Source organism: Hyphomonas sp. ske169 (genome assembly GCF_056850855.1).
Genome location: NZ_CP096146.1, coordinates 1,887,025 through 1,912,272, shown reverse-complemented (window position 1 = coordinate 1,912,272; position 25,248 = coordinate 1,887,025). Strand labels below are relative to the sequence as shown.

Annotated in this window: 23 protein-coding genes and 2 tRNA genes; 12 read left to right on the top strand and 13 right to left on the bottom strand. The window is 55.6% G+C overall.

From position 1 onward, the window contains the following. Positions 1-31: 31 nt before the first annotated feature. Both MY069_RS09275 and MY069_RS09270 read right to left on the bottom strand, forming a co-directional pair. Positions 32-105: transfer RNA gene (locus MY069_RS09275), tRNA-Gly, on the bottom strand. Between the two features lie 36 nt (positions 106-141). Then, positions 142-226 (bottom strand) — tRNA-Tyr (locus MY069_RS09270). A gap of 94 nt (positions 227-320) precedes the next feature. On the opposite strand from MY069_RS09270, the gene MY069_RS09265 reads away from it, so the two are divergent. Next, positions 321-1,091: a TrmH family RNA methyltransferase gene (locus MY069_RS09265; RefSeq protein ID WP_482793497.1), complete on the top strand. Its 771-nt coding sequence runs from the start codon at positions 321-323 to the stop codon at positions 1,089-1,091. A 67-nt stretch (positions 1,092-1,158) separates the two neighbouring features. Beyond that, positions 1,159-1,287 carry a hypothetical protein gene (locus tag MY069_RS09260; RefSeq protein ID WP_482793496.1) on the top strand — a complete coding sequence of 43 codons (129 nt, stop codon included), beginning with the start codon at positions 1,159-1,161 and terminating at the stop codon, positions 1,285-1,287. Here MY069_RS09260 and MY069_RS09255 read toward each other — a convergent pair. Beyond that, positions 1,284-2,156 (bottom strand): ATP-grasp domain-containing protein, encoded by an 873-nt coding sequence (locus MY069_RS09255; RefSeq protein WP_482793495.1) that lies wholly within the window; start codon positions 2,154-2,156, stop codon positions 1,284-1,286. The genes MY069_RS09260 and MY069_RS09255 overlap by 4 nt on opposite strands. Before the next feature lie 84 nt (positions 2,157-2,240). Here MY069_RS09255 and MY069_RS09250 point away from each other — a divergent pair, with 84 nt between their 5' ends. Next, entirely contained in the window at positions 2,241-3,239 is a 999-nt protein-coding gene (locus tag MY069_RS09250) for an adenosine kinase (protein ID WP_482793494.1), read from the top strand. Positions 3,240-3,362: 123 nt separating this feature from the next. After that, on the top strand, positions 3,363-5,597 hold the full coding sequence (locus MY069_RS09245; RefSeq protein WP_482793493.1) for a TonB-dependent receptor: 2,235 nt from the start codon (positions 3,363-3,365) through the stop codon (positions 5,595-5,597). A gap of 60 nt (positions 5,598-5,657) precedes the next feature. Here MY069_RS09245 and MY069_RS09240 read toward each other — a convergent pair whose 3' ends face one another. Then, positions 5,658-6,260, bottom strand: coding sequence for a 2-hydroxychromene-2-carboxylate isomerase (locus MY069_RS09240; protein ID WP_482793492.1), 603 nt, complete (start codon positions 6,258-6,260; stop codon positions 5,658-5,660). Between the two features lie 90 nt (positions 6,261-6,350). On the opposite strand from MY069_RS09240, the gene MY069_RS09235 reads away from it, so the two are divergent. Together MY069_RS09235 and MY069_RS09230 are read left to right on the top strand one after the other, a co-directional pair. Next, a complete protein-coding gene (locus tag MY069_RS09235) occupies positions 6,351-6,689 on the top strand; it encodes a winged helix-turn-helix transcriptional regulator (RefSeq protein WP_482793491.1) in 339 nt (112 codons plus the stop codon). Positions 6,690-7,025: 336 nt separating this feature from the next. Next, positions 7,026-7,988, top strand: coding sequence for a sugar-transfer associated ATP-grasp domain-containing protein (locus MY069_RS09230; RefSeq protein ID WP_482793490.1), 963 nt, complete (start codon positions 7,026-7,028; stop codon positions 7,986-7,988). A gap of 28 nt (positions 7,989-8,016) precedes the next feature. Here MY069_RS09230 and rbfA read toward each other — a convergent pair whose 3' ends face one another. From rbfA to trmB, 9 genes are all read right to left on the bottom strand, one after another. Continuing rightward, positions 8,017-8,436 (bottom strand): 30S ribosome-binding factor RbfA, encoded by a 420-nt coding sequence (gene rbfA / locus MY069_RS09225; protein WP_482793489.1) that lies wholly within the window; start codon positions 8,434-8,436, stop codon positions 8,017-8,019. Beyond that, entirely contained in the window at positions 8,433-8,960 is a 528-nt protein-coding gene (locus tag MY069_RS09220; RefSeq protein WP_482793488.1) for a YcxB family protein, read from the bottom strand. Before MY069_RS09220 ends, rbfA begins: the two co-directional genes overlap by 4 nt. Positions 8,961-9,066: 106 nt before the next feature. Continuing rightward, positions 9,067-11,643, bottom strand: coding sequence for a translation initiation factor IF-2 (infB, locus tag MY069_RS09215; RefSeq protein ID WP_482793487.1), 2,577 nt, complete (start codon positions 11,641-11,643; stop codon positions 9,067-9,069). A 52-nt stretch (positions 11,644-11,695) separates the two neighbouring features. Beyond that, a complete protein-coding gene (locus MY069_RS09210) occupies positions 11,696-12,370 on the bottom strand; it encodes an RNA-binding protein (RefSeq protein WP_482793486.1) in 675 nt (224 codons plus the stop codon). Continuing rightward, positions 12,351-14,165: a transcription termination factor NusA gene (gene nusA, locus MY069_RS09205; RefSeq protein WP_482793485.1), complete on the bottom strand. Its 1,815-nt coding sequence runs from the start codon at positions 14,163-14,165 to the stop codon at positions 12,351-12,353. The genes MY069_RS09210 and nusA overlap by 20 nt, the downstream gene beginning before the upstream one ends. A 5-nt stretch (positions 14,166-14,170) precedes the next feature. Further along, complete coding sequence (locus MY069_RS09200; protein WP_482793484.1) at positions 14,171-14,767, bottom strand: ribosome maturation factor RimP; 597 nt, start codon at positions 14,765-14,767, stop codon at positions 14,171-14,173. Between the two features lie 103 nt (positions 14,768-14,870). After that, positions 14,871-15,080, bottom strand: coding sequence for a cold-shock protein (locus MY069_RS09195; protein WP_482793483.1), 210 nt, complete (start codon positions 15,078-15,080; stop codon positions 14,871-14,873). A 181-nt stretch (positions 15,081-15,261) separates the two neighbouring features. Continuing rightward, the gene (locus MY069_RS09190) at positions 15,262-16,176 is read right to left on the bottom strand and encodes a TonB family protein (RefSeq protein WP_482793482.1); all 915 of its coding nucleotides are present in this window, start codon (positions 16,174-16,176) and stop codon (positions 15,262-15,264) included. Between the two features lie 47 nt (positions 16,177-16,223). Continuing rightward, positions 16,224-16,934 carry a tRNA (guanosine(46)-N7)-methyltransferase TrmB gene (gene trmB / locus MY069_RS09185; protein WP_482793481.1) on the bottom strand — a complete coding sequence of 237 codons (711 nt, stop codon included), beginning with the start codon at positions 16,932-16,934 and terminating at the stop codon, positions 16,224-16,226. A 133-nt stretch (positions 16,935-17,067) separates the two neighbouring features. Between trmB and MY069_RS09180 the strand changes: the two genes are divergently transcribed. The 6 genes from MY069_RS09180 (at position 17,068) to MY069_RS09155 (ending at position 24,866) form a co-directional block, all read left to right on the top strand. Beyond that, on the top strand, positions 17,068-18,189 hold the full coding sequence (locus tag MY069_RS09180; RefSeq protein ID WP_482793480.1) for a glycosyltransferase family 2 protein: 1,122 nt from the start codon (positions 17,068-17,070) through the stop codon (positions 18,187-18,189). Continuing rightward, positions 18,108-18,728, top strand: a complete 621-nt coding sequence (locus MY069_RS09175) for a class I SAM-dependent methyltransferase (RefSeq protein ID WP_482793479.1) — start codon at positions 18,108-18,110, stop codon at positions 18,726-18,728. Before MY069_RS09180 ends, MY069_RS09175 begins: the two co-directional genes overlap by 82 nt. Further along, positions 18,725-20,254: a hypothetical protein gene (locus MY069_RS09170; protein ID WP_482793478.1), complete on the top strand. Its 1,530-nt coding sequence runs from the start codon at positions 18,725-18,727 to the stop codon at positions 20,252-20,254. The genes MY069_RS09175 and MY069_RS09170 overlap by 4 nt, the downstream gene beginning before the upstream one ends. 77 nt (positions 20,255-20,331) lie before the next feature. Then, a complete protein-coding gene (locus tag MY069_RS09165; RefSeq protein WP_482793477.1) occupies positions 20,332-21,573 on the top strand; it encodes a multidrug effflux MFS transporter in 1,242 nt (413 codons plus the stop codon). Between the two features lie 69 nt (positions 21,574-21,642). Then, entirely contained in the window at positions 21,643-22,581 is a 939-nt protein-coding gene (locus MY069_RS09160) for an NAD(P)H-dependent flavin oxidoreductase (protein WP_482793476.1), read from the top strand. A 68-nt stretch (positions 22,582-22,649) separates the two neighbouring features. Further along, positions 22,650-24,866: a M3 family metallopeptidase gene (locus tag MY069_RS09155; protein ID WP_482793475.1), complete on the top strand. Its 2,217-nt coding sequence runs from the start codon at positions 22,650-22,652 to the stop codon at positions 24,864-24,866. Positions 24,867-25,248 lie beyond the last annotated feature (382 nt).

Genomic DNA, 25,248 nt, shown 5'->3' with positions numbered 1-25,248 from the left:
GCAACGGAATAGTTTCGAACGAGAGAAAAGTTGGAGCGGGTACACGGAATCGAACCGAGCTCAACAGCTTGGAAGGCTGCCGCATTACCACTATGCTATACCCGCTCACGGGTGCGGCCTCTATAGCATGGTTTGTGTAAGTGGTGGAGGGGACTGGATTCGAACCAGTGTACGCAAAGCGGGCAGATTTACAGTCTGCTGGATTTAACCACTCTCCCACCCCTCCGGGGTCACTTACACAACGCCATTTGACGCCGCGGTTTCCGACCGTCATTAGGGGGTTTTGACACCTCCGTCTTTCAACCGGAACCGGCCTTATAATGAGCAAGCCCCGCCCGCGCAACCGTCCTAATTCACACAAGCGTAAATCGCCTTCTCGCCCCAGTGGTTCGGGCGAAAATTGGCTTTGGGGCGTGCATGCGGTGAGCGCTGCTTTGGCCAATCCGAAGCGCAGACTAGTGCGTTTGGTCGGCACCAAAAATGGACTAGATCGGTTGGCCTCAAAGCCTGGCCGATCTGAGGTGGTAGAGCCGAGCGCGATTGATAGTTTGCTTCCGCGCGACGCCGTTCATCAAGGCCTGGCGGCGCAGTTTGAGCCTTTGCCAGCCATGCAGATTGAAGACGTGATAGAAAGCGGTGTCACCCGTGTCGTCGTTTTGGATCAAGTCAGCGACCCTCATAATCTCGGCGCGATTTTTCGTTCGGCCGCAGCATTTGGCTTTGGCGCGTTGATCCTACAAACCCGCAACGCCCCGCCAATCTCTGGCATCGTTGGAAAGGCAGCGGTTGGCGCGATCGAGACCGTGGATGAATGCCGGGTGGTGAATATTGCCCGGGCGCTCGATGCATTAAACGAGGCCGGGTTCCACACCATTGGCCTTGCCGGTGAAGGTCGCGCGCAAATCGATCAGGCGGTGGCGGGCGCGGCAAAGCTTGCCATTGTGCTCGGCGCAGAAGGTCCAGGGCTTCGACCCGGCGTTGCCAAGGCGTGCGCAGAACTGGCCCGTATTCCAATCGAGTCAGAGATGGAAAGCCTGAACGTATCCAACGCAGCGGCGATCGCGTTTTATGAGGCCGCTCGCAATACCTAAGGGTTTTTCCCAATTGTAGAAACTGGGCCTCCTTGCTTGGATCGCTGCCAAAGATGGAAGGCAATCCATGGGAAATCTCATCATCGATCCACTTGCGATCGCGGCTTTGGTTGGGTTTGGTGTGCTGATCTTGATCTCGCTCGGGATCACTATTTGGTTGATCCGGAAAGCCGGAAAAGCGCCAGGCGAACGCTAAGCCAAGCGCTCCTTCACCGCTCGCGCCATGCGCGGCCCAAGCTCTGGGCCTTCTTTCGGATAGAGATAAGGCTCAATCAATTCGAGCTCCATCAGAACCAAACGCTCATCCGCATCGCGGATCATATCGACGCGGGCATAGAGCGGCGCCTCGTCCATAAGTCCGAGAATTGTGGTGGCGTCAGCCATATCTTCGGCGCTTGGCGACACGGGAGTCTCCCAACCGCCATAAGTCGACTGGATGCGATAATCGCCTGATTTCGCTTGCTTGAGCAGCGCATGCGAGAAGGTCCCATCGATAAAGATGAAGCTATATTCGCCCTCTTCTTGGATCTTGCTCAAGAAGGGCTGCACCATCATCGGATAAGGCATGTCCGGGAGCGCGTCGGACGGAGATAAGCGATATTGGCCATCTGCCCCGGCGCCGATCTGGCGCTTAAAAACTAGATCCTGACTGCCGAGCTGATCAAAAGCCGCAACGAACTCTGCGGCGCCCACATTATCGATCCAGAGAGTTGGAATGGTCCGCGCGCCCTTGGTGGCGAGCTCTTTCAAATAGCGTTTATCGCTGTTCCAGCGCACTGTGGCGGACGAATTGAACAGGCGGGTCTGGCTTTCGATCTGCTCAAGCGTGGCGAGGAAATGGTCCGGCTGATCCCAATAATCCCAAGTCGTGCCAATGATAGCCGCACCGTATTGCGCCCAGTCTTGGTTTGGGTCAGCCCAATCCACATCTTCGAGGATCAGTCCCTCAGCTTCGAACGACTCCCGCAAAGCGGTCATCATATAATCATGCTCAAACGCATCGCTTCGGCGAAGTGGTGATCCGGGTAGCGTCACTTTCGAGGCGAGATAGGCAATTTTTGTCATGCCGCCCCCTTAACTGGGCTCTTTGGTTGCGTCCAGCATCTGCATCTGGCACATCCCGCCAGGGTTCAATCCAGGGATATCTCAATGACAGCAGTGGTTTATGATGTGGTCGGTCTTGGCAACGCGATCGTCGACGTGATTTCAGCGCAAGACGATGCTTTCCTCGTCAAATGGGGCATCAATAAAGACGCGATGAACCTGATTGAAGAAGACCGGGCGGATTTGCTGACGGAGGCATCTGTCAACGCGGTTGAGACTTCAGGCGGATCTGGCGCGAATACGATTGCCGGCATTGCCAGCTTTGGCGGCAAGGCGGCCTATATTGGCAAAGTTGCCGATGACCGGCTCGGCAAAGTCTTTAAAGCCGATATGGAAAAAGGCGGTGTGCCGTTCGAAACCGATCCTCTGCTCGATGGTCCAGCTACAGCCCGCTCTATTATTTTTGTCACCCCTGATGGCAAGCGCAGCATGAACACATTCCTTGGTGCCTCGGTTGAGTTTGCGCCGTCTGATGTTGACCGCGCCATGGTTGAGGCGGGCGGCATTCTCTATCTCGAAGGCTATTTGTTCGACAAAGAGATCGCCAAATCGGCCTTCGTGCACGCCGCAGAAATTGCGCATGCCGCGGGCCGCAAAGTGTCGCTGACTCTGTCAGACAGTTTCTGCGTCGACCGTCACCGTGACAGTTTCCGCCAATTGATCCGCACCCAAGTCGACATCCTGTTTGCGAATGAAGAAGAATTGCTCAGCCTGTATGAAACAAGAGATTTCGACGCAGCGCTTGAACAGTTGCGCGCCGAAACCGGCCTGGCAGCGGTTACTCGCGGCGAGCATGGCTCTGTCATTATTGGCGATGGCGACCCGATTGCGGTGCCCGCCGAACCCGTAAGTGAAGTGGTCGATACGACGGGTGCTGGTGATCAATATGCGGCAGGATTCTTGTTCGGCGTCGCACGCGGCTTGCCGCTGGCCACCTGTGCCCGGCTCGGTCATATCGCGGCGGCGGAAGTGATTTCTCATTATGGCCCGCGCCCAGAAGTGCCCCTGGCGACCCTCGCGGCGAAAGCCGGCATCGACGCCTAAACGCGCAAGATCTTACACCAACGAGTTCAAATATCGCTCGCGAAAATTTGACTGCCGGCCTCCCTTTCAATGGGGGCCATAATCGAACAGGGAGAGCGGACCTAAGCAAGAAGGTCGTCTCCCATGTTCAAATCTGCGTTAATGTCCAGCTCGCTCGCCGTCCTGGTTTCTTTGTCTCTCAGCCCAAGCGCGACTGCGCAGACTGAAGAAGCAGGCTTACAGCTCGAAACGGTCACCGTGACCGCCACGAAGAAAGAAGAGAATATAAAGGATGTTCCTTCGTCTCTGACGGCCCTCAACGAAGATCAAATCAACGCGTTTGGCGCGGCGGGTGATGATATTCAATTCTTGTCTGCGCGGGTGCCGTCGCTGGTGATCGAGTCATCCTTTGGGCGGATTTTCCCACGGCCTTATATTCGCGGCCTTGGAAACACCGACTTTGATCTGAATGCCTCGCAGCCGGTCTCTTTCATCTATGATGAGGTCGTGTTCGAAAACCCAGTTCTGAAAGGCTTTCCGGTCTTTGATACAGAACAAATCGAAGTGCTGCGCGGGCCTCAAGGCACACTCTTTGGCCGCAACACCCCTGCAGGCGTGATCAAATTTGACAGTGTTAAACCGACCGATGAATTCGATGCCTACGTCAAAGGCTCGTATGCGAGTTTCGAGACGATCCAACTCGAGGGCGCGGTTGGCGGTCCGATCAGCGATACGGTTTCGGTCCGGCTTTCGGCCCAATATCAAGAACGCGATGCCTATATTGATAACCAGGTTCTGGGGTCTGCCGGAGACGCAGGCGCATATGAAGATTTTGCCTGGCGCGCGCAGGTTCTGTTTCAGCCGAACGCGCAATTTGATTGGCTCTTAAACGCGCATGGACGGTCCCTCGATGGCGGCCAAGTGAGCTTCCAAGCCAATGCGTTTGAAACGGGCCGCGCGGGCCCCCGGCCTGGCTTCGATCGGGAGATCAGTTTCTCAGATTCGGCGGCGGATAGCGTGCTCGACACCGATACGTTCGGGATCACGTCGAAAGCCGATTATGATTTTGGCAGCGTCACCGGCACCTATGTGTTCGGCTATGAAACCGTCGAAGTGTTTTCGCGCGGCGATGTCGATGGCGGATTTGGCGCAGCATTCCTTGGGGAGGGGAATTTCGGTCCTGGCTTCATTCCATTCCCGGCTGAGACGGCCGACTCAATTGATGACCATCAGCAAATCACGCATGAATTCCGCCTATCCAATTCTGAAGACGCAGCACTGAACTGGACGGTTGGGCTCTACTTCTTCGATGAAGAACTGGACATTGGATCCTTCAATTTCGATACGATTGCCAATGGCGCGCCAAATGGCGAGGCGTTCCAAACACAAGACACCGAAGCTTGGGCGATTTTTGGCTCGGCCTCTTATCAGTTGACCGACCGCCTGACCGGGACAGTGGGCTTGCGCTATAGCGATGACAGCAAAGACTTCACCGCCATCCGCCCGAACGCGCCTTTTGTCGGAACCGCTGGCGCCCTCGGCCCGATCACGGTGTCGGTTGGCGATGAACAGGTCAGCGGCGATCTCAGCCTGACCTATGCGGTCGATGACGATACCAATATTTATGGACGTTATGCGCGCGGCTATCGCGCGCCAAGCGTCCAGGGACGGATCTTGTTCGGAGACGCCGTCACCACGGCAGATTCCGAAATCGTTGACTCGTTCGAAGCCGGTGTGAAATCGACGCTTCTAAATGGCCGGGTCGATGCAAATGCGGCGGTCTTCTATTATGAAGTGTCAGATCAACAGCTGACCGCGATTGGCGGGGCTGGGAATTTCAACCAGCTTCTGAATGCTGACAAAGGCGTGGGTCAGGGTTTTGAACTTGACCTTCGCGCGTTGGTGACAGAAGCGCTGACTTTCAGTGCGGGCATTTCGTACAATGATACGGAAATTCAGGATACCGGCCTCACCGCCGGGATTTGCGGATCGCCTTGTACTGTGCTCGATCCGATTGATCCGGTCACGGGCGGCGCGTTGATTGATGGCAACCCCTTCCCGCAGGCGCCAGAATGGATCGCCAATTTTGCCTTCGACTATCGCCGCCCCTTCTTAGAGGGTGAGCTCTTTGCCTCCACCGATTGGTCGTATCGCAGCGATGCCAATGTCTTCTTGTATGAGTCGGTCGAGTTTACCTCGGACGGTTGGTGGGAAGGCGGCGTGTCAGTTGGCTATTCGCAAGGCCCATGGACCGCCACCGCTTTTGGCCGAAACATTACCGATGAAGTTGGCGTCGTCAGCGCCATCGACTTCAACAATCTGTCGGGCATCTTCAACCAGCCGCGTGTTTATGGCGTTGAGCTTGGTTGGAAATTCTAAACTGAGCGAGGCGTTGAAGACCTGTTTAAGCCGTCTTCAACGCCTCGCTCATCGGCTGGCTTAAGCGCGTAATGCCTCTTCGGCATAGTCTAAGCGGTCATGGCCAAAGAACATTTCGTCACCGACAAAGAAAGTTGGCGCGCCAAAGGCGCCGCGTGCGACCGCCTCTTCTGTGTTGGCGCGCAGCATGGCTTTGGTTTCGGCAGCGGTTCCAAGCTCCCAAAGCTGGTCAGCATCAAAACCTTCAGACCCGAAGGCTTTTTTGAACTGGGCTTCATCACCGGTATCGATGCCGCCTGCCGGCTGTCCCCAGACATATTTGAAACCCGCATCCAATAATTTGTACTGCTGCTCTGGATTGTCTTCCAAACGGATCGTCGCGCCGGTCAGCGGGCGGGTGTTCATCATTGGAAAGTGCGGGTTTGAGAAGATCTCAATACCATGACGTTTGCAGCAGCGCGCCATATCTTTGAGCATATATTTGCCCTTAGCAGCGACCATGCCCGGAGGCTGGTTTCCGGTCGCTTTCATGACGCCGCCTAAGAACATGGGTTTGACCTTTAAGGTTGCGCCGGTCCGCTCAATCACGCCTGGAACAACGGCCCAGCCAAGAAATGAGGTCGGACTCATATAATCAAAAAAGAATTCTAGTGTCTTCGCCATGATGGATCTCCTGCCGGTCTGAAAGCTGATTACAGCTTTTCACAAAGTTCTGATTTGGAACTTAGAGCAAATCAGGTTAAGCCTGCAAGTATGAAATGGACTGACCTCGACGATAATTGGTGTCCCGTGGCGCGAACCCTCTCTTTGGTGGGCGATCGCTGGACCCTGCTCATTCTGCGCGATTGCTTTCTCGGCCTCTCGCGCTTTGACCAATTTGCCGACAGCACTGGTGCAACTCGGCACATTGTGTCGGACCGCTTGAAGCGCTTGGTCGAGGCCGGGATCTTAGAGAAAAGAGCCTATTCAGAACGCCCTAAACGCTTTGAATATGTCTTGACGGAAAAGGGTCACGAATTCTCGCCAGCTCTGATGGCGTTCAAAGACTGGGGCAAAAAACACCTCCCCGTCCGGCGCGCGACACAGGGTTAGCCGGAAGAGAATCCGCTGACACCTGCGGCGGCAGGTGTCCATGGACCATCAATTGCGACGAAGCACTTGGCAGAGTCCGTGCCTGGATACCTGCCTTCGCAGGTATTGACGGAGTTTCGGGACGAGGCCCGGACCAGTTCAATTCCCTCGAAATCGGCACGGCGTTTGCACCATTTCCCCTAGAAAGCATTATGGGGATTGAGCATCTTGTTGAATCAAATATTGCGGCGTACCGGGACTCAGGCGGCGTCATACATAGAAAACCGCCGACGACATTTGGGGAACAAGAATCTTGCGGCCCGCACTCTCTCGATTCTGGCCGAGAATGGTCAGAAATTGAGCCCGGTAGATCAGCGCAAATGTCGAGACTATGCCACTGAGACATTGGGCGACGCCAAGTACGAGCATTGGTTACGCGTGTTCTCCGTCGTGCGCGAGGGATTCCAGGATGGATGGATTCCGGACGACTATTATTTCGACCATGTCATCCCGCGCTGGAACGGCACGCCCGGTAAGACCTCCTATTTGAAATCAGTCTCCAACGCGCTGCTGAACACAGAAATGCTGCCCGATATTTTGGTTCAGCTAAATGGCCTATTTTCAACGCCAGATGGCAAATTCGTTGCTGACCTCGAGCTCAAAGACCATCTCTTTCAAGGTACCGATCGGATCATCTACAAAGCCGATAGCTCCATCCAAGGCCGCGGCATTCGCGTCTGCACCCCCGAAGACTTCGATCTTTCCGAAATCAAAGCGATGGGAAATGGTGTTTTCCAATCCTTTATCGACCAACACCCTAGTCTGGATAAGTTTGCGCCGGGCAGCGTCTCTGCCTTGCGCATGACCACAGTCAAGACCGATGAGGGTGTGGTTGAGCTTCGAGGATGCGCGCTGCGATTTGGGCGCGCGGGGTCAGATTATGTCAAAAGCGCCGAACATTTGGCTGTCCCGCTCGATCTGCACACCGGCGAATCTGGAGCAGTGGCTTACGATTCCCACTTCCTAACGCGTACTGTACACCCCGATACAGGAGAGCGTTTCGAAGGTCTGATCTATCCTGAATTCGAGGCCGCGAAGCGTGCAGTTCTTGATCTCCATGGTCGGTTGAATCTGTCCAGATGTATCGGTTGGGATGTTGTGGTTGATGCGGACAATCAGACCAAAATCATGGAATGGAACGGATTCTATAACGGCCTGCGTGGGCACGAAGCGATGGTCGGGCCCAGCATGACGGGTCTCGGTTGGGAAAATATGTGGAAAGAAGAATTCGTGACCCGCTCATATACGAACATGAACTAGGTCGCCTAGTCCGTGCGCCCGCCAGGCGCTATTCCACTTCCGGATCAAGATCCCTTGCCACTTCAGCGCGGCGGAAGACCGCGTCCATGTCGGCGGCTTCGTCATAAGAGAGGTCGGCGATGAAATGCAGTTGCGGGGTGAACTTCATATCAATCTCGCGTCCGAGCCGGCCGCGCAGAAAACCAGCAGCCCGGCCTAAAGCCTCGGCAATCTCTTCCATTTCGGCTTTGCCGGATTTACCCAGCGCGGAGCAGAAGACATTGGCGTGCCGCAAGTCTGGAGACGATCGCACCTCGCCAATCGTAATCGCCACCCCTTGCAGCACGGGGTCGCGAAACTCTTCGCGAGCAATAATTTCGACCAGGGCGTGACGCACAAGTTCGGCGGCGCGCAATTGACGCTGCGAGGGCGGACGCTCCCCATGATTTTGTTTTCGGCTTCGGCTCATGCGCTCTTCATGCCCTGCCCAAGGCGCCGCATAAAGATCTCGCACGCAGTTTTTTCGCCAAACCAGTCATGCGGCAGCATTAAAGGTTCAACCCCATCGAAACAGACCAGCGTATAGCTGCGGGTGCTCTTAATCTCGTCAATCGCATCCCAATCGATATGGGTTTCAACCAAGCCGCGCCGAACGATGAGCGCGTCATCCTTCAACTCAATCTTGGTTTCTTGCTGCATTTCGCCGGCCCGGCCATGGCTATGACGATAGGCCCAGCGCATGAAAATCAGATACCAAACAATCCCCGCCATCGCCGCGCACATGGCGGAACTCATCGTCACCCAATACGGGCTCATATCGATCTTATTCAGGGCAGCACGGGATAAGAGCGCCATCCCAGCGCCGATAATCGGCGCGGTCACGCCAGCATAATACAGCGTGGTCGGCCCGATTGTGCCGCTGCGAATGGCATTCGTCAGACGTTTGGCGTCGCGTTTCGTCAGCGCGCCTGAGATGGTTAGGCCGGTCTCCATCGGTTCGGTCTACGGCAAACAGTTTGGCAATTCGAAAAGGGAATAGATAAAAATAAAAAGACCGCACGAAATCGCGCGGTCTTTCTAAGATCAGATAGTGGCTGGCTTAGTCGAGGGTTCGAGCGATCATCTCAACTTCGAAACACTCGATCTTATCGCCTTCGCGAATATCCTCGTATTTCTCGAACGCCATGCCGCATTCCATACCATTGGTTACTTCCGGCACTTCGTCTTTGAAGCGTTTCAGCGTTTTCAGCATGCCTTCATGTATGACGACATCATCGCGCAGTAGACGCACGCCGCAGCCGCGTTTCACGACGCCTTCAGTAACCTTACAGCCTGCCACTTTACCGACTTTGGTAATGTTGAAGACTTCCAGTATGTCAGCATAGCCGATGAAGGTTTCTTTCTTCTCTGGCTCCAGCATGCCGGAAAGCGAGGCTTTCACATCATCGATCAATTCATAAATGATCGAATAATAGCGAATTTCGACGCCTTCTTTCTCGGCCAAGTCGCGTGCTTGTTTATTGGCACGAACGTTAAACGCAAAGACCGGCGCGCCTGAAGATTGCGCCAGCAGGATGTCGCTTTCGGAGATACCGCCTGCGGCACCGTAAACGACATTTGCGCGAACTTCTTCAGTCGACAATTTCTCAAGCGATTGGGTGATCGCTTCGACCGAGCCCTGAACATCGCCTTTGAGGACGATTGGCAGGTCTTTGGTATCGACGGAGCCATCTTTGAGGCTGGTCATGAATTGCTCGAGCGAAGCGCGCTGGGTCGCAACACCTTGCTTCTGGCGCTTCATACGCTGGCGATACTCGGTAATTTCCCGTGCCCGCGCTTCACTATCAACGACATTGAAAGCGTCGCCCGGCTCTGGCGTACCATCGAGACCAAGGATCTCTGCAGGCATCGCCGGCACAGCTTCTTTCATCTGCTGGCCGCGCTCATTGACCAAGGCGCGAACCTTGCCCCATTGCGCACCGGCGACGACAATATCGCCGCGCTTCAGCGTACCGCGTTTGACCAAGACCGTTGCGACCGGGCCGCGGCCTTTATCGAGTTGCGATTCCACGACAATACCATCGGCATCCCGTTTTGGATTCGCTTTCAGTTCTAGCAGTTCGGCTTGCAGCGTGATGGCTTCGGTCAGGGCATCGAGGCCCGTTTTCTTCAGCGCCGAGACTTCAATCGCCTGAACTTCACCGCCCATGGCTTCAACTTGAATGTCATGCTGGAGCAAGTCCGTCAGCACACGGCTGGCATCGGCTTCTGGTAGATCAACTTTGTTGACCGCGACAATGATGGGCACTTCCGCCGCTTTCGCATGGTGGATCGCTTCAATCGTCTGCGGCATGACAGAGTCATTCGCAGCAACCACCAAGATCACGATATCGGTGACATTTGCGCCGCGCGCCCGCATCGCCGAGAAGGCCGCGTGGCCAGGTGTATCGAGGAAGCTGATTTTGTCGCCAGACTTCAATTGCACCTGATAGGCGCCGATATGCTGGGTAATCCCGCCAGCTTCGCCTGCGACAACGTCGGTTGAGCGCAGGGAATCCAGGAGCGAGGTCTTACCATGGTCAACATGGCCCATAATCGTGACGATTGGCGGACGACCTTCGAGATCTTTTGGATCATCATCCACGCCTTCAAGACCGATTTCGACGTCGGCTTCAGACACACGTTTCACGGTGTGGCCAAATTCTTCAGCGATCAGTTCCGCAGTATCAGCGTCGATTATGTCGGTTGAGCGGAGCATCTCGCCTTGCTGCATCATGAATTTCACGACGTCGCCGACGCGCTCTTTCATCCGACCGGATAGGTCTTGCAGCGTGATCGTTTCTGGCAAAGTGACTTCGACAGACACTTTTTCTGATTGCTCGCCACCGGCCCGGCGTTCGCGTTCGCGCTCACGGGCCCGTTTTACTGATGCGAGTGAACGCTGACGGTCACCATCATCGCCGAGCGCTGAGGCAATCGTGAGTTTGCCGCGCCGCCGTTTGGCATCACCGCCGCCGCGGCCACCACGGCCACCGCCTTGGTCACGCCGATCACGGTCATCGCGATCGCGTCCGCCTTTTCGGCGTCCGCCGCCAGAGCTGGCCGCCGCTTCAAGATCAGCTTGGCTTGGCGCAGCACCGCCGCGGCCTTGGCCTTTGCCGCCGCGCTCAGGGCGGCTAGATTTCGCTTCCTCAGCCGCTTTTTTCTTCGCTTCTGCTTCAGCCTTCTTACGCTCTACCTCTTCGGTTTTGCGGCGGGCTTCGGCTTCTTCGCGCTCTTTTTCTTTTTGCTTATTGGCTTCCTGCTTTTCTTGCAGGGCCTTGGTTTGCGCTTGCTGTTTCTGCTGTTCAGCTTTGCGAGATTCTTCCGCCTTCTTGCGCTGCATCAGCACTTTTTGGCGTTGGACAAGCTCTTCGACCGTAATGCCGAGTTTTGCGGCAGCCGCTTCTAGCTTGGACGGTTCTTTGCCGCCCGCACCCGGCTTTTTCCCGGTCGGTTTTCCAGCCGCCCCCGGCTTGGATTGTGCGCCAACTGTGCGACGCTTTTTGGTTTCGACAACCACTTGTTTAGACCGGCCATGGCTAAACGTCTGCTTGACCGTGCCGGATCCACCGCCACGTGAAACAGTGAGGGGCTTGCGCCCAGTTGTCGTACCTTTGTCTTTCGTATCGCTCATGCGTACCCTGGTGTTTAACCTTTCCTTCGAAGCGCTTGCCAACCGCCCCTGTCTACAAAATTTCCTGTCTGCCGGAGAACCAGCCTGTCTCAGGCGCGTCTCTGAATCCAATCAGTCGCTGATAGGCGATTGAAAAAGCATCCGAGAGGGAACCTTGCTCAAGCAGCGCATGTATCACATGCTCCCGCCCAAAGGCTATGCCCAATTCAGCAGACGACAGTGCGCCCGCGACTTTCACGTCTTCATATATCGCCTTGGCAAGAAAATGAACCTTGTTACGGCCATCTTCTGCACCATCACTGGCTTCAATCAGCCAGCCCGGTTCCTGTTTGCGGATATAGGTGCGCACTTGGTCAAACCCAAGCACCGCCACACCACTCTTCTTCGCCATGCCCAGCAGGCCCATGCAGCGTTGTAAGAGTTGGCGTTCAATCTCTTCAGCGAGGCCGTCCATCGGTTGGCTTTGCGCTTTAAAGGCCCGTGAGAAGACCCCTGTATCGAGGCCATCTTTAATCACCGCGCGGTTGGCTGTGACCCAAGCGCCACGCCCAGGTAGTTTTCCGAAAACGTCTGGAACGACGGTCCCGTCTGGGCCGCGAACAAAGCGAATCAGCGCGTCGGGCGCTAAGCGCTCGCGCGTGACCGCACACTGGCGAACCGAGCCGCCAGCGCGCTTGTCCTGTCGCGCCTCTAGGCGCTGGTCGCTATCATTGAGGGTCTGCGGCATCGTCGCCGCCCTCCATGAGTAGATCTTCGTCGAGATCTAAGCCTTCAAGTTCCGCCAGAATGTCCTCGTCGCTGATATCAATGCTCTCTTCCGCGGTGGTCTCACTGTCTTCGCTAACGGATTTGCCGAGCTCTCCAAGCGCCAGCAATGCGCGCTCTTCTTCGGTGAGGTCAGTTTGCTCTGCGCCCGCGGCTTCAGCAGCCATTTCGGCCTCCAGCTGTTCAAGTGCTTCAGGCTCAATCCAGCCAGCAATGACGCGCGCTTTCATAATGAAGAGCTGCGCATCGTCTTTGCGCATTTCGCCTTTTTTCAGGATGCCATCCTGCCAGACGGGCTTGCCTTCTTTATTATTCTCGCGCCAGCCGGTGAGGTCATCTGGCACCAGGCCAGCCACGTCCTCAACGGTTTTGACGTCATTCTCGCCGAGCTTCACGGCAAATCCTGGGGACATGCCATCGAGTTCCATCACAGCGTCTTCGACGCCAAGCTCAAGCCGTTTCGCATTCTGCTCGGCAGCGAGTTTCTCGAGATACTCGCGGGCACGCTCTTGGATCTCTTGAGCAACTTCTTCGTCAAAGCCTTCAATCTGCATGAAGTCTTCGGCGCCGATATAGGCGATGTCTTCAACGGCCTCAAACCCCTCTGAGGCCAGCAATTGCGCCAGGGTCTCATCCGCATCGAGAGCGGTCATGAACAATTCGGTGCGACGCTGGAAATCGATTTGGTAACGCTCAGAATCGTCGCTTTCAGTGACCAAGTCGATTTGCCAACCGGTCAGCTGTGACGCGAGACGGACGTTCTGACCGCGGCGACCAATGGCCAGCGGGAATTGCTCGTCAGCGACGACCACTTCGACGCGGTGCTCATCTTCGTCGAGGACCACTTTCGAAACTTCTGCTGGTTGTAGCGCGTTCACGATGAAAGTCGCATCGTCATAATTCCAAGGAATGATATCGATCTTCTCGCCAGACAGCTCGCCAACCACGGCTTGCACCCGGGCGCCCCGCATCCCGACACAAGCGCCGACAGGGTCAATTGAGCTGTCGTTTGAAATCACGCCAATCTTAGCACGCGAACCTGCGTCACGAGCACATGAGCGAATCTCGATCACACCTTCATAAACTTCCGGCACTTCAGCAGCGAACAGTTTGACCATGAAGTCAGGGTGCGCGCGTGACAGGAAGATTTGCGGGCCTTTGATTTCGCGGCTCACTTTGTAGAGATAAGCGCGAACCCGGTCATTCGGCTGGAAATTCTCGCGCGGAATGCCGTCATTGCGGCGAATAATGCCTTCGGCGCGGCCGAGATCGACAATAACATGGCCATATTCGACACGCTTGACGATGCCGTTGATGATCTCGCCTTCGCGGTCTTTATATTCGTCGAACTGGCGCTGACGCTCCGCGTCACGCACTTTCTGCATGATCACTTGTTTCGCAGTCTGTGCAGCCACACGGCCGAAATCGAAGGGCGGAAGCTCTTCTTTAATCTCGTCGCCAAGCTCGAGACTGGCATCAATCTTCTTCGCTTCGGCTAGCGAAATTTGCTGGGCTGGATCCTCAATCTCTTCCGGATCGACCACGGTTTGAATGCGCCACAAGCTTTGCTCGCCGGTCTCATGGTCGATCAGCGCACGGATATCGTGTTCCTGGCCGTAGCGAGACTTCGCGGCCTTCTCGATCGCTTCTTGCATCGCTTCGATCACGATGGCCCGATCAATCGCTTTTTCTTCTGCGACCGCTTTCGCGATCTGCATGATTTCAAGCCGGTTTGCGGAAACGCCTACATTACTCATGGGGCTCAGGCTCCAGTCTCTTGGTTATCTTCAATTGTATCAGATTCGGCCTCGTCTGTTTCGAGGCTTTCAAAATCTTCATCACCGGGTTGCGGCGGCAGGGTGCCGTCGGTTGTGGCGGCATCAATCAGCTCATCAGTCAAGATGAGGCTAGCTTTCGCCATCTCGTGCAAGTGGGCAACCAATTCGCTGTCATCGTCGAGCAGCATCGCGACGCCATTCTCGTCTTCGCGCTGGATCACGCCTTGAAAACGGCGCCGGCCGTCGAGCGGCATGGTCAGTTCCAGCTTTGCCAGATGTCCGACCCAGCGGCCAAAATCGCCAACCCGGGTCAGGGGCCGATCAATCCCTGGGGTTGAGACTTCCAAGCGATAGGCTTCGCTGATCGGATCTTCCGCTTCCAAAATCGGCGACAGATTGCGCGAGAAGGTGGCGCAGTCTTCAACATCAGTTGGCGCGCCGCCCGCTTTTTCGATCATTATCTGAAGCAAAGGCCGCTTACCGCCCATCACCCGAATGCGCACGACTTCAAGCCCGAGCTCGCTGGCAAGCGGGTCGGCCATGGCCAAGATGCGGTCTTCTTGAGGGCTAAGGGTGATCAATTCTGGTATTCTTTCAGACAAATAAAAGCGGCGGCCCCGTTCCCGGAACCGCCGCCGATATGTTTCGACTTGCCGCCTAGATAGGCGCAAAGTCCGAATTTGTCTACAACAGTTTCAGATCGACCGCAGAGGTTTTTCCGCGACGTTCGTCATTGTAGAGCTCATATTCTACCGGCTGGTCATCCTGCAGACCTTGCAGGCCTGAGCGCTCAACCGCGGAAATGTGTACAAACACATCTTTTCCGCCTTCGTCAGGCACGATGAATCCAAAACCTTTTGTGGCGTTAAACCACTTTACTTTTCCGGTGGGCATATTGGCCCCTTTCCGTTAGTCCGCGCCGGTTCTGCACTGTGCAGTCGGTCGCTGTGTCGATTACGGAGAGGTAGGGACTTTAATTATCCGCCGGTCTGGCGGGGTCTTCTCAATTCAGACCGGCCGTATTCGATGGCGGACCTAAGCTCACATTACAGAGCCTCGGTCAAGCAAAACCGGTTTAGCGGATCTGAAAAACCAAGGGTTGCACGACGTCTGTGCGTTCCAAGCGACACGAGATGCCAACTTGATCCGGATCATCTGGCTTGAACCGCCATTGCCCAACCACGCGCAAAGATTTTTCATCGAATTCCTCAATCGGCACCGATGCTAGCACTTTTGGGTTGATGACCTGTCCTTCATCATCGAATTCCAGACCTAAGATGACGGCCCCAAACTTCCCGCGAAGCGCCTTTCCAGAAGGATAGCGCATTTTTGGACGCTGGATCATCCGCCCCGAGCAATGCGGTAGGCCCGCCTCATCTTCGCTAAGCATTGCCTTTGCGCTGAGGGCGTCTTCATCAATATTATAGCTTTTGAGAATGGCATCGAGCTCGTTGTCGGACGGGTGTTTTTCGCGTTCCGCTTCGAAATAGGCGTCCATAGCCATACCCCAGGCATCGGCTTTCCATTTCAAATCGTCGGCCCATTCTGGTGATTCTTCAGCGTTGCCGATTTGCTGGCGGCAAAAGCCTTCCACATGTGCCATTTCTGACATCGCTTCGCTTTTCTGCCGGTGATTGAACAGCGCTACAGCGGCTACATACTTCGTTTCAGCATATTGCCGCGGCAGAATATCCGCGACGGGCTCCAAATGATTGCTGGCGGCCAGCGCGCTATCACGCATATCGCCATATTTGGCGGCGGCCGTATCGCTCAAGACAAGCGCCAAATGAGCATTCACCGATTCCACGGTCGGGTCGCCTTGATAGCGGTCGAGCGCCTCGGCCAAAGCCGTCCGGGTTTGTTTATCTGCCGCTTGAGTGAACGCGTCATGGGCGGATACAATTTCCGTCACATCAAGCTCTTGCGCATGGCTCGCCGCACCCAGGCCCAAAAGCGCTGAACTCAGAAAAAACAAAGACAAAACCCGCATTCCATACTCCCAGTATAAGAGCAGTATGAGACGCGACTTTGTGGAGGTCAATCAGCCGATTTTTTGATTGAAAAGTCGTAATAAACAGGCGCGATATCGCCGAGTTTTTTCTCTTGATAGCGCGTTTGAACATGATCGGCAGGCGCGTTTCGCCAATCATCGGCGCAGGTAGCGGTCCAGTCAAAAGCCGGGTGGGCCAGAAACCGTTCAAGCGCTTCATCCGCATAGGATCGCACATCTGTTGCGAAGCGAACGCGGCCGCCCGGCTTCATCACGCGCGCGAGGGCATTTAGAAAATCCGGTTGAATAATCCGCCGCTTTTGATGGCGCGCTTTAGGCCAAGGGTCTGGGAATAAGATAAAGGCGCGATCCACGCAGTTCTTCTGCAGGCCGTCCACCAATTCGCGCCCATCTTCCGGCCAGATTCTGACATTCTGGAGCGCCGCATCTTCGACCTGTCCGAGCAGTTTGGCGATGCCTTCGAAGAAGACCTCGCTGGCCAGGATCCCGGCTTTGGGATTTCGGCGCGCTTGGCCGCTGACATGCTCGCCGCCGCCAAAGCCGATTTCGAGCCAGATTTCCTCCGCGTCTGGGAAGAGTTGTTTCGGGTCGAGTTGGCTGCCGGGCTCGATCGGCACCTGCAAGCGCGGCAGTACCTCATCCATCAAGATTTTCTGGCGGCCCGATAACGGTCGCCCGCCGCGCCGCCCAAAGGTTTTGAGCGGCTGAGACGCTGGATCTGTTTTGCGGTCATTCATAGCGATCTAAGCCACGGTTGCAGGCATGAAGTCGCCGCCCTCTGCACCAAAACTAACCATTCCTCAATCTGTTTATGCAAATTTGCCCGCAGGCCGGAACGTATATCGGTCGTGTAGAGTTTTTGAGGACAGTATGGATAAGTTGCCAGAGACAGCGATCCCTGATTGCGTGTCAATCATCGTCCCGACCTTCAATGAAGACGAGAGCGTGGCCCTGCTCGCCGAGCAAGTGGCAACGGCCATGGCCGAGCTTGGATGCGCTTATGAGTTGATCTTCGTAGATGACGGATCGCGCGATGGTACCGCAGCCGCGTTGGCGGCCCTAGCTGAGGCCCATACTGAAATCCGGGTCGTCGAGTTCCGCCGCAATTTCGGCAAAGCCGCAGCCCTTGATGCGGGCTTCCAACTCGCCAAAGGCGATATCGTTTTCACCATGGATGCTGACCTGCAGGATGATCCGGCAGAGATTCCGAACTTCCTCGCCAAGTTGGCGGAAGGCTATGATGTTGTGTCAGGCTGGAAACATGTCCGCCATGACCCGATCGATAAGACCCTGCCATCAAAACTGTTCAATGGCGTCGTCAGCCGCTTGAGCGGGGTCAAGCTCAACGATTTCAATTGCGGCTTCAAAGCCTATCGCCGGGAAGCGGTTGAAGAATTGTCGCTGTATGGCGAACTGCACCGGTTTATCCCCGTCCTGCTACACTGGGACGGCTATAAAGTTGGCGAGATCCCGGTCAATCACCGCGCCCGGCAATTTGGGGTATCGAAATACGGGTTTGGCCGCCTGTTCAAAGGCGCGCTGGATTTCCTGGGCGTGATGCTGAACACCCGCTACGCGACCCGCCCGCTGCACGTGTTTGGCGGCGCTGGCATGGCGTTTGGCGCGATTGGTGGCGCGGCTTTGTTTTATCTCTCCGTGCTTTGGCTGCTCGGCGCTGGCCCGATTGGCAATCGGCCGCTTTTGTTCTTTGGCATGCTGATGGTAATGACCGGTTTCCAGTTCATCACAATTGGTCTGCTCGGCGAGTTCGTGCAGCGGCAAAGCGCCCAGCCGAAACGGCGATTTACGATCCGCGCCCTGCGCAATTTCGAGTCAGAGACAACCAATACAGACCGGCTTCTAGCTGAGCTAAATCGCGCCTCGGCGCGTCTACGAGAGGTGCACAATCAATGGCAGCCACAACCATCCGCGCCGACACAACCGAGCGCCATGTCAGCAAATACAACAACCCAAACCCGATCCACAGGCTAAGTCTCGGGCGCTTCTATGACGAGGTTGCTAAAGAACTTACCGAGATCGCGCCGACCAATGTTTTAGATTTCGGCTGTGGGGAGGGCTACATCCTGGATATGTTGGCGGCCCGCGACGTGTCGCTGCCCGGCTATCAAGGCCTAGACTTGCGCACCGACGCTTTGGATGAGGCGCGCCGCCGCTGGCCGAATACAAGCTTTGAAGAAGCCAATCTGTTTGATCCAAAATTCGATGCCAAGCGCTATCATACCGTTATGGCGCTGGAAGTTTTGGAACACTTGTTTGAGCCAGAAAAAACGCTCGAACGATTGGTGTCTCTGGCCGATGAGTATTTGCTCCTGACGGTTCCGAATGAGCCCTGGTTCCAAATGATGAATCTGGTCCGCGGCCGCGATCTGATCCGGCTCGGCAATCATCCCGAGCATATCAATCACTGGAACAAGCAGACATTTGCGGAATTTGTTGAGCCCTATGCAGAGGTCGTACGGGTGACCACAAGATTCCCATTTGTGATCCTGATTGCCAAACCGCGAAAATGAGCCTGAGCGCCATAAAACCTGAACATATTGCATTAGGCATCGCTGCAACCCTTGCAGCGATGGTGGCGCTATGGCCGCTTGGGATCGGTGTTGACTACATCAACCACTTGGCCCGGACCTATATCGAAGGCCATCTCGCATCTGAGCCCGCATTGCAGCAATTCTATGCGGTCTCGTTTGGGTTCATTCCTGACTTGACCATGGACATGATCGTGCCGTGGCTGTCGCAGGTGATCGGGATCTATGCCGCGGGTGGCGTCACAGTTTGGCTCGCATTGGCGTTGCCGCCGCTGGCTGGATTGGTTCTCGCGCGCAGTCTTCATGGCCGCGTCACCTGGCTCTCGCTGCTCGGCTTTCTGACCGTCTTCAATGCCAATATGGCTTGGGGTTTCGTCAATTATACAATCTCGAGCGGCCTTGCTTTATTGGCATTTGCGCTATGGGTGCGGATGGAGCCGAGTGTGAAGCGGACCATCATATTTGCCCCAATCGGCCTATTTCTCGTCGCCAACCATGCCCTGGCATTTTTGTTGTTTGGCTTCTTGGCATTTTGCTGGGAAGTGATTGGATTCTTTCAGAAAGGCCAAGCACCCGTCTGGAAATTCGCGAGGCAATCGCTGTGTCTCGATCTCCCGGCAATGCTCGGCGGCTTGGTATTTTTGGCTTTGTCGATGCAGAGCGCCGTCGATCTGCCGAAGACCGTCGCGCCAGCCGATAGTTTCAAAGATAATTTGCGCCTTTTATTCGCGGCGACGGAGTTCGGAAATCGCCCGCTCGCGCTCCTCGCTCTGCTCGCAACCGCAGGGTTTTTCGGTCTGGCCATTCGCAATCGGTGGGTCAGTTTTTCCGATCGGACGAGCTGGCTATGCGGCGCATTTCTGGCGCTCGTCATCGTCATGCCAGCTTCGATTTTTGGAATTTGGGGTCTGCATTTGCGATTCACCGCGCCTTTGCTGATCGTCGCGGCTGCATCAATCTCAATGCGTGCTGAATTTCCGTCGCGGTTGAAACCCGCTTTGTCTGCAGGGTTCGCTGCGCTCGCAACGCTTCTATTTGTGAATGCGGGCCTGCAAATGTCTAAAACCCACAGCAAAGCAAAGGGGTTACAAGACCAACTTGCAACGCTCCCCGAGGGCTCAAAACTTCTAGGTGTCTATGCAGATCCCTCATCTCGAACCGCATTCAATTCGCATGCGCTTTCATTCGCAGTGATTGAGCGGGCGGCTTATATTCCGAACCTGTTCACCAACACATCTTTTGTCGATGTCACGCCGGCCATGGTGGACTTGCACATGCCGCAATCGGACGCGGTCTTGGCGCAGAATCTCGCCCTGCTCGCCGAGCGTCCGGCCGTCCCATCAGAGAATGGCTATTGGTCCAAAGACTTCGCGAATGATTGGCCGCGGCGGTGGGACTATTTGCTGATGTTCAAACAGCCGGATCAAGCGGCTTTGTCAGACCTTCCTGTGTGCGCGGTTTCTGCAACGCCGGAAATCATTCTCTATAAAACCGAGCCCTGCGACTAAAATTAACCGAGAAAACGCTTGCGATTGCAACGAGGCAGGTTCACAACCCGCGCCTTGTTTAAGTGTGAGTGAACTCGGTGACCCAACTCGATCCAGCTGCTGCGAAGGAGGCGCCGACCCCGGCCCTACCGCTGCCGCGATGGGAGCTGGTCATCATGGTGGCCGCGCTGATGTCGCTGAACGCCCTCGCGATCGACATCATGTTGCCGGCGCTCAGCAATATTACCGACTTCTACAACCTGCAGCGCGACAATGATCAGCAATTGGTGATTTTTGCTTATATTGCCGGGTTTGGCGCACCGCAGCTCGTTTTCGGTCCGATCTCGGATCGCTATGGCCGCAAAGGATTGCTCAGCATCTGCCTGATTGGTTATGCGATTGCAGGAATCGCCTGCATCATGACCAGCTCATTCGCGACGCTGCTCGTCGCGCGCTTTGTTCAAGGAATATTTGCGAGCGGTGTTCGAGTGATTGCGGTCTCGATCGTGCGTGACTTGCTGGCGGGACGCGCCATGGCGCGGATCATGTCTTTGGTGATGACCGTGTTCATGGTGGTCCCGATCTTGGCGCCGACCATTGGCGCGGGGGTAATGCTTGTAGCGCCGTGGCAATGGACCTTTGCCTTATTGAGCATCGCAGCTGTTTTAAACTTGATCTGGATCCAAATTCGGTTGCCAGAAACCCTGCTGCCAGCCGATCGGCAGCCCCTCAATCTGCACCAGACCGGCAGCGCCTATTGGCAGGTTTTGACCACGCGAATTACGCTTGGCTATATGTGCGCGAGCGGGGTGATTTTCGGCGCGCTATACGCTTTCATTGCAGCCTCAGAGCAAGTCTTCACAGATGTGTTTGGACAGCACGAAACCTTTGCGCTCTGGTTTGCCGGGGTTGCGGCTTCGCTGGCGGGTGCAAATTTCCTGAACTCACGGATCGTCGAAAAGTTTGGCATGCGCCGGATCAGCCATACAGTGCTCGTCCTGTTCATTGTTTTGGCAACGACCAATGTGATCACGCTTTACACAGTCGGTGAGAAGCTTTGGCTGTTCTATCCGCTGTTTTGTTTGACCTTTGGCTGTTTTGGCATGCTTGGGGCGAATTTCACGGCTTTGGCCATGGAGCCGCAGGGCAAGATTGCTGGCACTGCGAGCGCTGCGTATGGCTTTGCCTCGACGACCGTTGCCAGCCTGATTGGCTATCTCGTGGCCGGGCAGTTCAACGGCACGGTTGCGCCTTTCATGCTGGGTTTTGTCACGCTCGGCGTGAGCTCGCTGGCAATCATCTTTGTGACAGAGCGGTTCAAGCTTTTCCAAACCCGTTAGAAACGCTTGCGCTTCCGCAGCGGGAGGCGCTCTATCTCGCCAAAACACATAGACGTTAGAGGACCCAGCATGGCGCTCAAAACCCGTATCACTGAGATGCTCGAGATCGAGAAACCGATTATTCAAGCCGCAATGGGGTGGATCGCCCGGTCGCAACTCTCATCAGCCTTTTCCAATGCTGGCGGCATGGGAATTATCGAGACTAGCTCTGGCGAGTTGGATGCGGTGCGCGATGAAATCTTGAAGATGCGCGACCTCACCGACAAGCCGTTCGGGGTAAATGTTGCCCAGGCCTTTGTTCGCGATCCTGACATTGTTCAGTTCGTGATCGACCAAGGCATCAAATTTGTCACGACATCGGCAGGCAATCCCAAGAAATATACAGGCCTTCTGAAAGAGGCTGGTTTGACTGTGTTTCACGTCGTCCCAAGCCTGAAAGCGGCGCTCGGTGCGATTGATGCGGGCGTGGATGGGCTGATCGTTGAGGGCGGCGAAGGCGGCGGGTTTAAGAACCCCAAAGATGTCGCCTCAATGGTCTTGATCCCGCAAGTCTGTGAAGCGGTGGATGTGCCTGTGGTCGCCGCAGGCGGTATTATGGATGGTTCAACCATGGCGGCGGCGTTTTCGCTTGGCGCCGAGGGCGTGCTGATGGGGACGCGCATCCTCTCCAGCGCCGAAAGCCCGGTGCATGAGAATTGGAAACAAGCGATTGTTGATGCCGACGCCACCGATACGGTCTTCCTCAACCGTGACGGCCCTGGCCCAGCGCTGCGCGCGCTTCGGACCGAGCGCACCACGCGGATTGAGCAAGACGGCGTCGAGAATATTTTCGGCGAGTTTGCGGGCACACAGAATGTCTATTTCGGTGGCGATTTGGAAGCTGGTATCGCGCTAACCGGCCAAGTAGCGGGCCGGATTAAGGCCGTGCGCCCTGTCGCGGACATCCTCAACGAGACCATGGATCAGTATGAAGCGACGGTCGCGCGGCTGAGCCAATTACAAGTGTGACAGCTTTGCTCTAGGCGGCTCGGCTAGAAAATGGTTAGATATCCAACGATTTTCTCAAAGGTGCCCAAATGACCGCAAAAAACTACCTCCTCGGCAGTGCTGCTGCTTTCACGCTTTTGCTCGCAGGATGCGATATTGTTCGCACCCCTGGCACGGAAACAGCAACCGGACCGGAGGCCGCGAGTGTCGAGGCGCCGGATACGACAGAGGTTGAAACCGCGTCGGTCGACACAGCAGCGCTTGCGGATAACCCGCTTCTGCAAGACTGGGACACGCCCTATGGCGCTCCGCCTTTCTCGCAGATCAAGGATGAGCACTACTTGCCCGCTATTGAAGCCGGGATTGCCGAACTCGAAGCTGAGGTAGAGGCGATTGCCAGCAATCCGGACGCGCCCACATTTGAAAACACAATCGTCGCTTTGGACAAAGCTGGCAGCACGCTGACCAAAGTTTCGCTCGCGTTTTCAAACATCACATCCACCGACACCAATGAAACGCTGCAAGGCTTGGCTACGCAAATCTGGCCGAAAGTCACTGCGGTTGGCGACTCAATCAGTTTCAATGCGGATCTGTTTGAGCGTGTGAAAGCGGTGAGAGACGCCGCTGATACGATGGACCTGGACGAGCAAGATCGGCGTCTGATCGAGCTGACTTATCGCGGCTTTGAGCGCGCCGGCGCCACGCAGAGCCCAGAGGTCAAAGAAAAAGTTGCGGCGATCAATGAAGAGATCTCATCGCTGACCACGCAATTTGGTCAAAACCTCCTTGCCTCAACCAAAGCGTTTAAACTCGAAGTCACGGATGAAGCCGAACTGGCGGGCCTGTCTGACAGTTTCAAAGACGCGTTGAAAGACGGCGACAAATGGGTCCTGACCGTCGATCGCTCTGTCTATGAGACTTTTATGGCGCAGTCTGAAAATCGCGATCTGCGTAAGCAAATGTTTGACGGCTATCGCCTGCGTGCCACTGAAGGCGAAACCGACAATGGGCCGCTCCTCATCAAAGTTGCCCAGCTGCGCGCTGAAAAAGCTGAACTGCTCGGTTATGACAATCACGCGGCTTACATCCTCGAATATAATATGGCGCGCACCCCGCAGACTGTGGAAGACTTCCTCGTCCGCGTCTGGGAGCCGGGCCTGGCCCAAGCCAAAGCCGAGCGTGACGAGATGCAGGCCTTGATTGGCGACGAGTTTACCTTCGCTGGCCATGATTGGTGGCACTACAGCGAGAAAGTCCGCCAGGATAAATATGCCTTTGATAGCAATGTCTTGAAGCCATATTTTGAGCTCAGCGCCGTGCGCCAAGGTGCCTGGACTATGGCTGAGCGCTTGTTTGATATCACGCTGGAAGAGGTTGATGTTGAGGGCTGGAACCCGGTCGTCACCGCCTATGACGTTAAAGACAAAGCCACTGGCGAGCATCTCGGCCTGTTCCTGATGGACATGTATGCCCGTGACAGCAAACGCGGCGGCGCCTGGATGAGCACTTATCGCCCGTCCACCAATTATGATGATGCGCCAGAAGTGCGCCCGATCATCAACAATAATCTCAACCTGATCACCCCGGCCGGGGATGGTCCGACCCTGATGAATTTCTCAGAAGTTGAGACTTTCTTCCATGAGTTCGGACACGGTCTGCATGGTCTGCTGACCCAGGTTAAATATGCCGAATTCTCAGGCGTTGACGGGCCGCGGGATTATACCGAATTCCCTGCTCAGATCCTTGAACATTGGGCCGGCGAAGAAGAAATGCTGGCTGAATATGCGCTACACTATGAGACGGGCGAAGCGATCCCGATCGAGCTGATCGAGAAAATGCGCGAAGCGGCGAACCATAATCAAGGTTTCGCCACGACCGAGTTTATCGCCGCGTCCTTGCTCGACTTGGCCTGGCACCGGCTCAGCCACGAAGAGGCGCTGGCAATCACCGATGCGCGCGCATTCGAAAAAGAAGTGCTCGACGGCTATGGCCTGATCGAGGAAATCGAGCCGCGCTATCGCAGCCAATATTTCGCGCACATTTTTTCAAGCCCAGTTGGCTATAGCTCTGGCTATTACGCCTATCTCTGGTCAGAGATTTTGGATGCGGACGGTTTCACCGCCTTCAAAGAAAAAGGCGACATCTGGGACCCCGAACTCGCCGCCACCTTGAAAAAGTGGGTGTATGAATCCGGTGGCCTCCGCCCAGCAGACGAGCTATACCGTTTGTTCCGCGGGTCTGATCCAACCATCGAACCGCTGCTCCGCATCCGCGGCTTCGAAACCGATGAAGCGGGTGAAGGCTAAAAGTTACGTTTCTTATTGGAGTGAGAGACGACTACAGAAAGCCGCTCCGAAAGGGGCGGCTTTTTTTGGTGGGTTTAGAGAAGAGTGGATAAATGGCCTGAGGCGCCAAAGGTGGATAGGCCCTCGTCCTTCGACTTCGCTCAGGATGAGGCTAAAAGGGCCATCTCTACCTGCGTCCCCCTCGACAGCCGCAGGCTGTCTGAGGGCCCATCTCGAACCCATCCACCCGAAGTAATTTAAGCTGGCCCCAAATGGTTTCTTGCAGCAACGGCTTCGGATCAGGTCCGAGGGAGCGCGTGGAAGAACAAGCGAGCCATACGCATCCTCTGCGACAGCCGGAGATGGATCCTCAGACCGCTGCACGGTCGAGGATGACGCCTGC

Coding starts and splice junctions, on each gene's coding strand:
- MY069_RS09265 (WP_482793497.1), top strand. CDS start 321: ATGAGCAAGCCCCGCCCGCGCAACCGTCCTAATTCACACAAGCGTAAA.
- MY069_RS09260 (WP_482793496.1), top strand. CDS start 1,159: ATGGGAAATCTCATCATCGATCCACTTGCGATCGCGGCTTTGGTTGGG.
- MY069_RS09255 (WP_482793495.1), bottom strand. CDS start 2,156: ATGACAAAAATTGCCTATCTCGCCTCGAAAGTGACGCTACCCGGATCA.
- MY069_RS09250 (WP_482793494.1), top strand. CDS start 2,241: ATGACAGCAGTGGTTTATGATGTGGTCGGTCTTGGCAACGCGATCGTC.
- MY069_RS09245 (WP_482793493.1), top strand. CDS start 3,363: ATGTTCAAATCTGCGTTAATGTCCAGCTCGCTCGCCGTCCTGGTTTCT.
- MY069_RS09240 (WP_482793492.1), bottom strand. CDS start 6,260: ATGGCGAAGACACTAGAATTCTTTTTTGATTATATGAGTCCGACCTCA.
- MY069_RS09235 (WP_482793491.1), top strand. CDS start 6,351: ATGAAATGGACTGACCTCGACGATAATTGGTGTCCCGTGGCGCGAACC.
- rbfA (WP_482793489.1), bottom strand. CDS start 8,436: ATGAGCCGAAGCCGAAAACAAAATCATGGGGAGCGTCCGCCCTCGCAG.
- MY069_RS09220 (WP_482793488.1), bottom strand. CDS start 8,960: ATGGAGACCGGCCTAACCATCTCAGGCGCGCTGACGAAACGCGACGCC.
- infB (WP_482793487.1), bottom strand. CDS start 11,643: ATGAGCGATACGAAAGACAAAGGTACGACAACTGGGCGCAAGCCCCTC.
- MY069_RS09210 (WP_482793486.1), bottom strand. CDS start 12,370: ATGCCGCAGACCCTCAATGATAGCGACCAGCGCCTAGAGGCGCGACAG.
- nusA (WP_482793485.1), bottom strand. CDS start 14,165: ATGAGTAATGTAGGCGTTTCCGCAAACCGGCTTGAAATCATGCAGATC.
- MY069_RS09195 (WP_482793483.1), bottom strand. CDS start 15,080: ATGCCCACCGGAAAAGTAAAGTGGTTTAACGCCACAAAAGGTTTTGGA.
- MY069_RS09190 (WP_482793482.1), bottom strand. CDS start 16,176: ATGCGGGTTTTGTCTTTGTTTTTTCTGAGTTCAGCGCTTTTGGGCCTG.
- trmB (WP_482793481.1), bottom strand. CDS start 16,934: ATGAATGACCGCAAAACAGATCCAGCGTCTCAGCCGCTCAAAACCTTT.
- MY069_RS09180 (WP_482793480.1), top strand. CDS start 17,068: ATGGATAAGTTGCCAGAGACAGCGATCCCTGATTGCGTGTCAATCATC.
- MY069_RS09175 (WP_482793479.1), top strand. CDS start 18,108: ATGGCAGCCACAACCATCCGCGCCGACACAACCGAGCGCCATGTCAGC.
- MY069_RS09170 (WP_482793478.1), top strand. CDS start 18,725: ATGAGCCTGAGCGCCATAAAACCTGAACATATTGCATTAGGCATCGCT.
- MY069_RS09160 (WP_482793476.1), top strand. CDS start 21,643: ATGGCGCTCAAAACCCGTATCACTGAGATGCTCGAGATCGAGAAACCG.
- MY069_RS09155 (WP_482793475.1), top strand. CDS start 22,650: ATGACCGCAAAAAACTACCTCCTCGGCAGTGCTGCTGCTTTCACGCTT.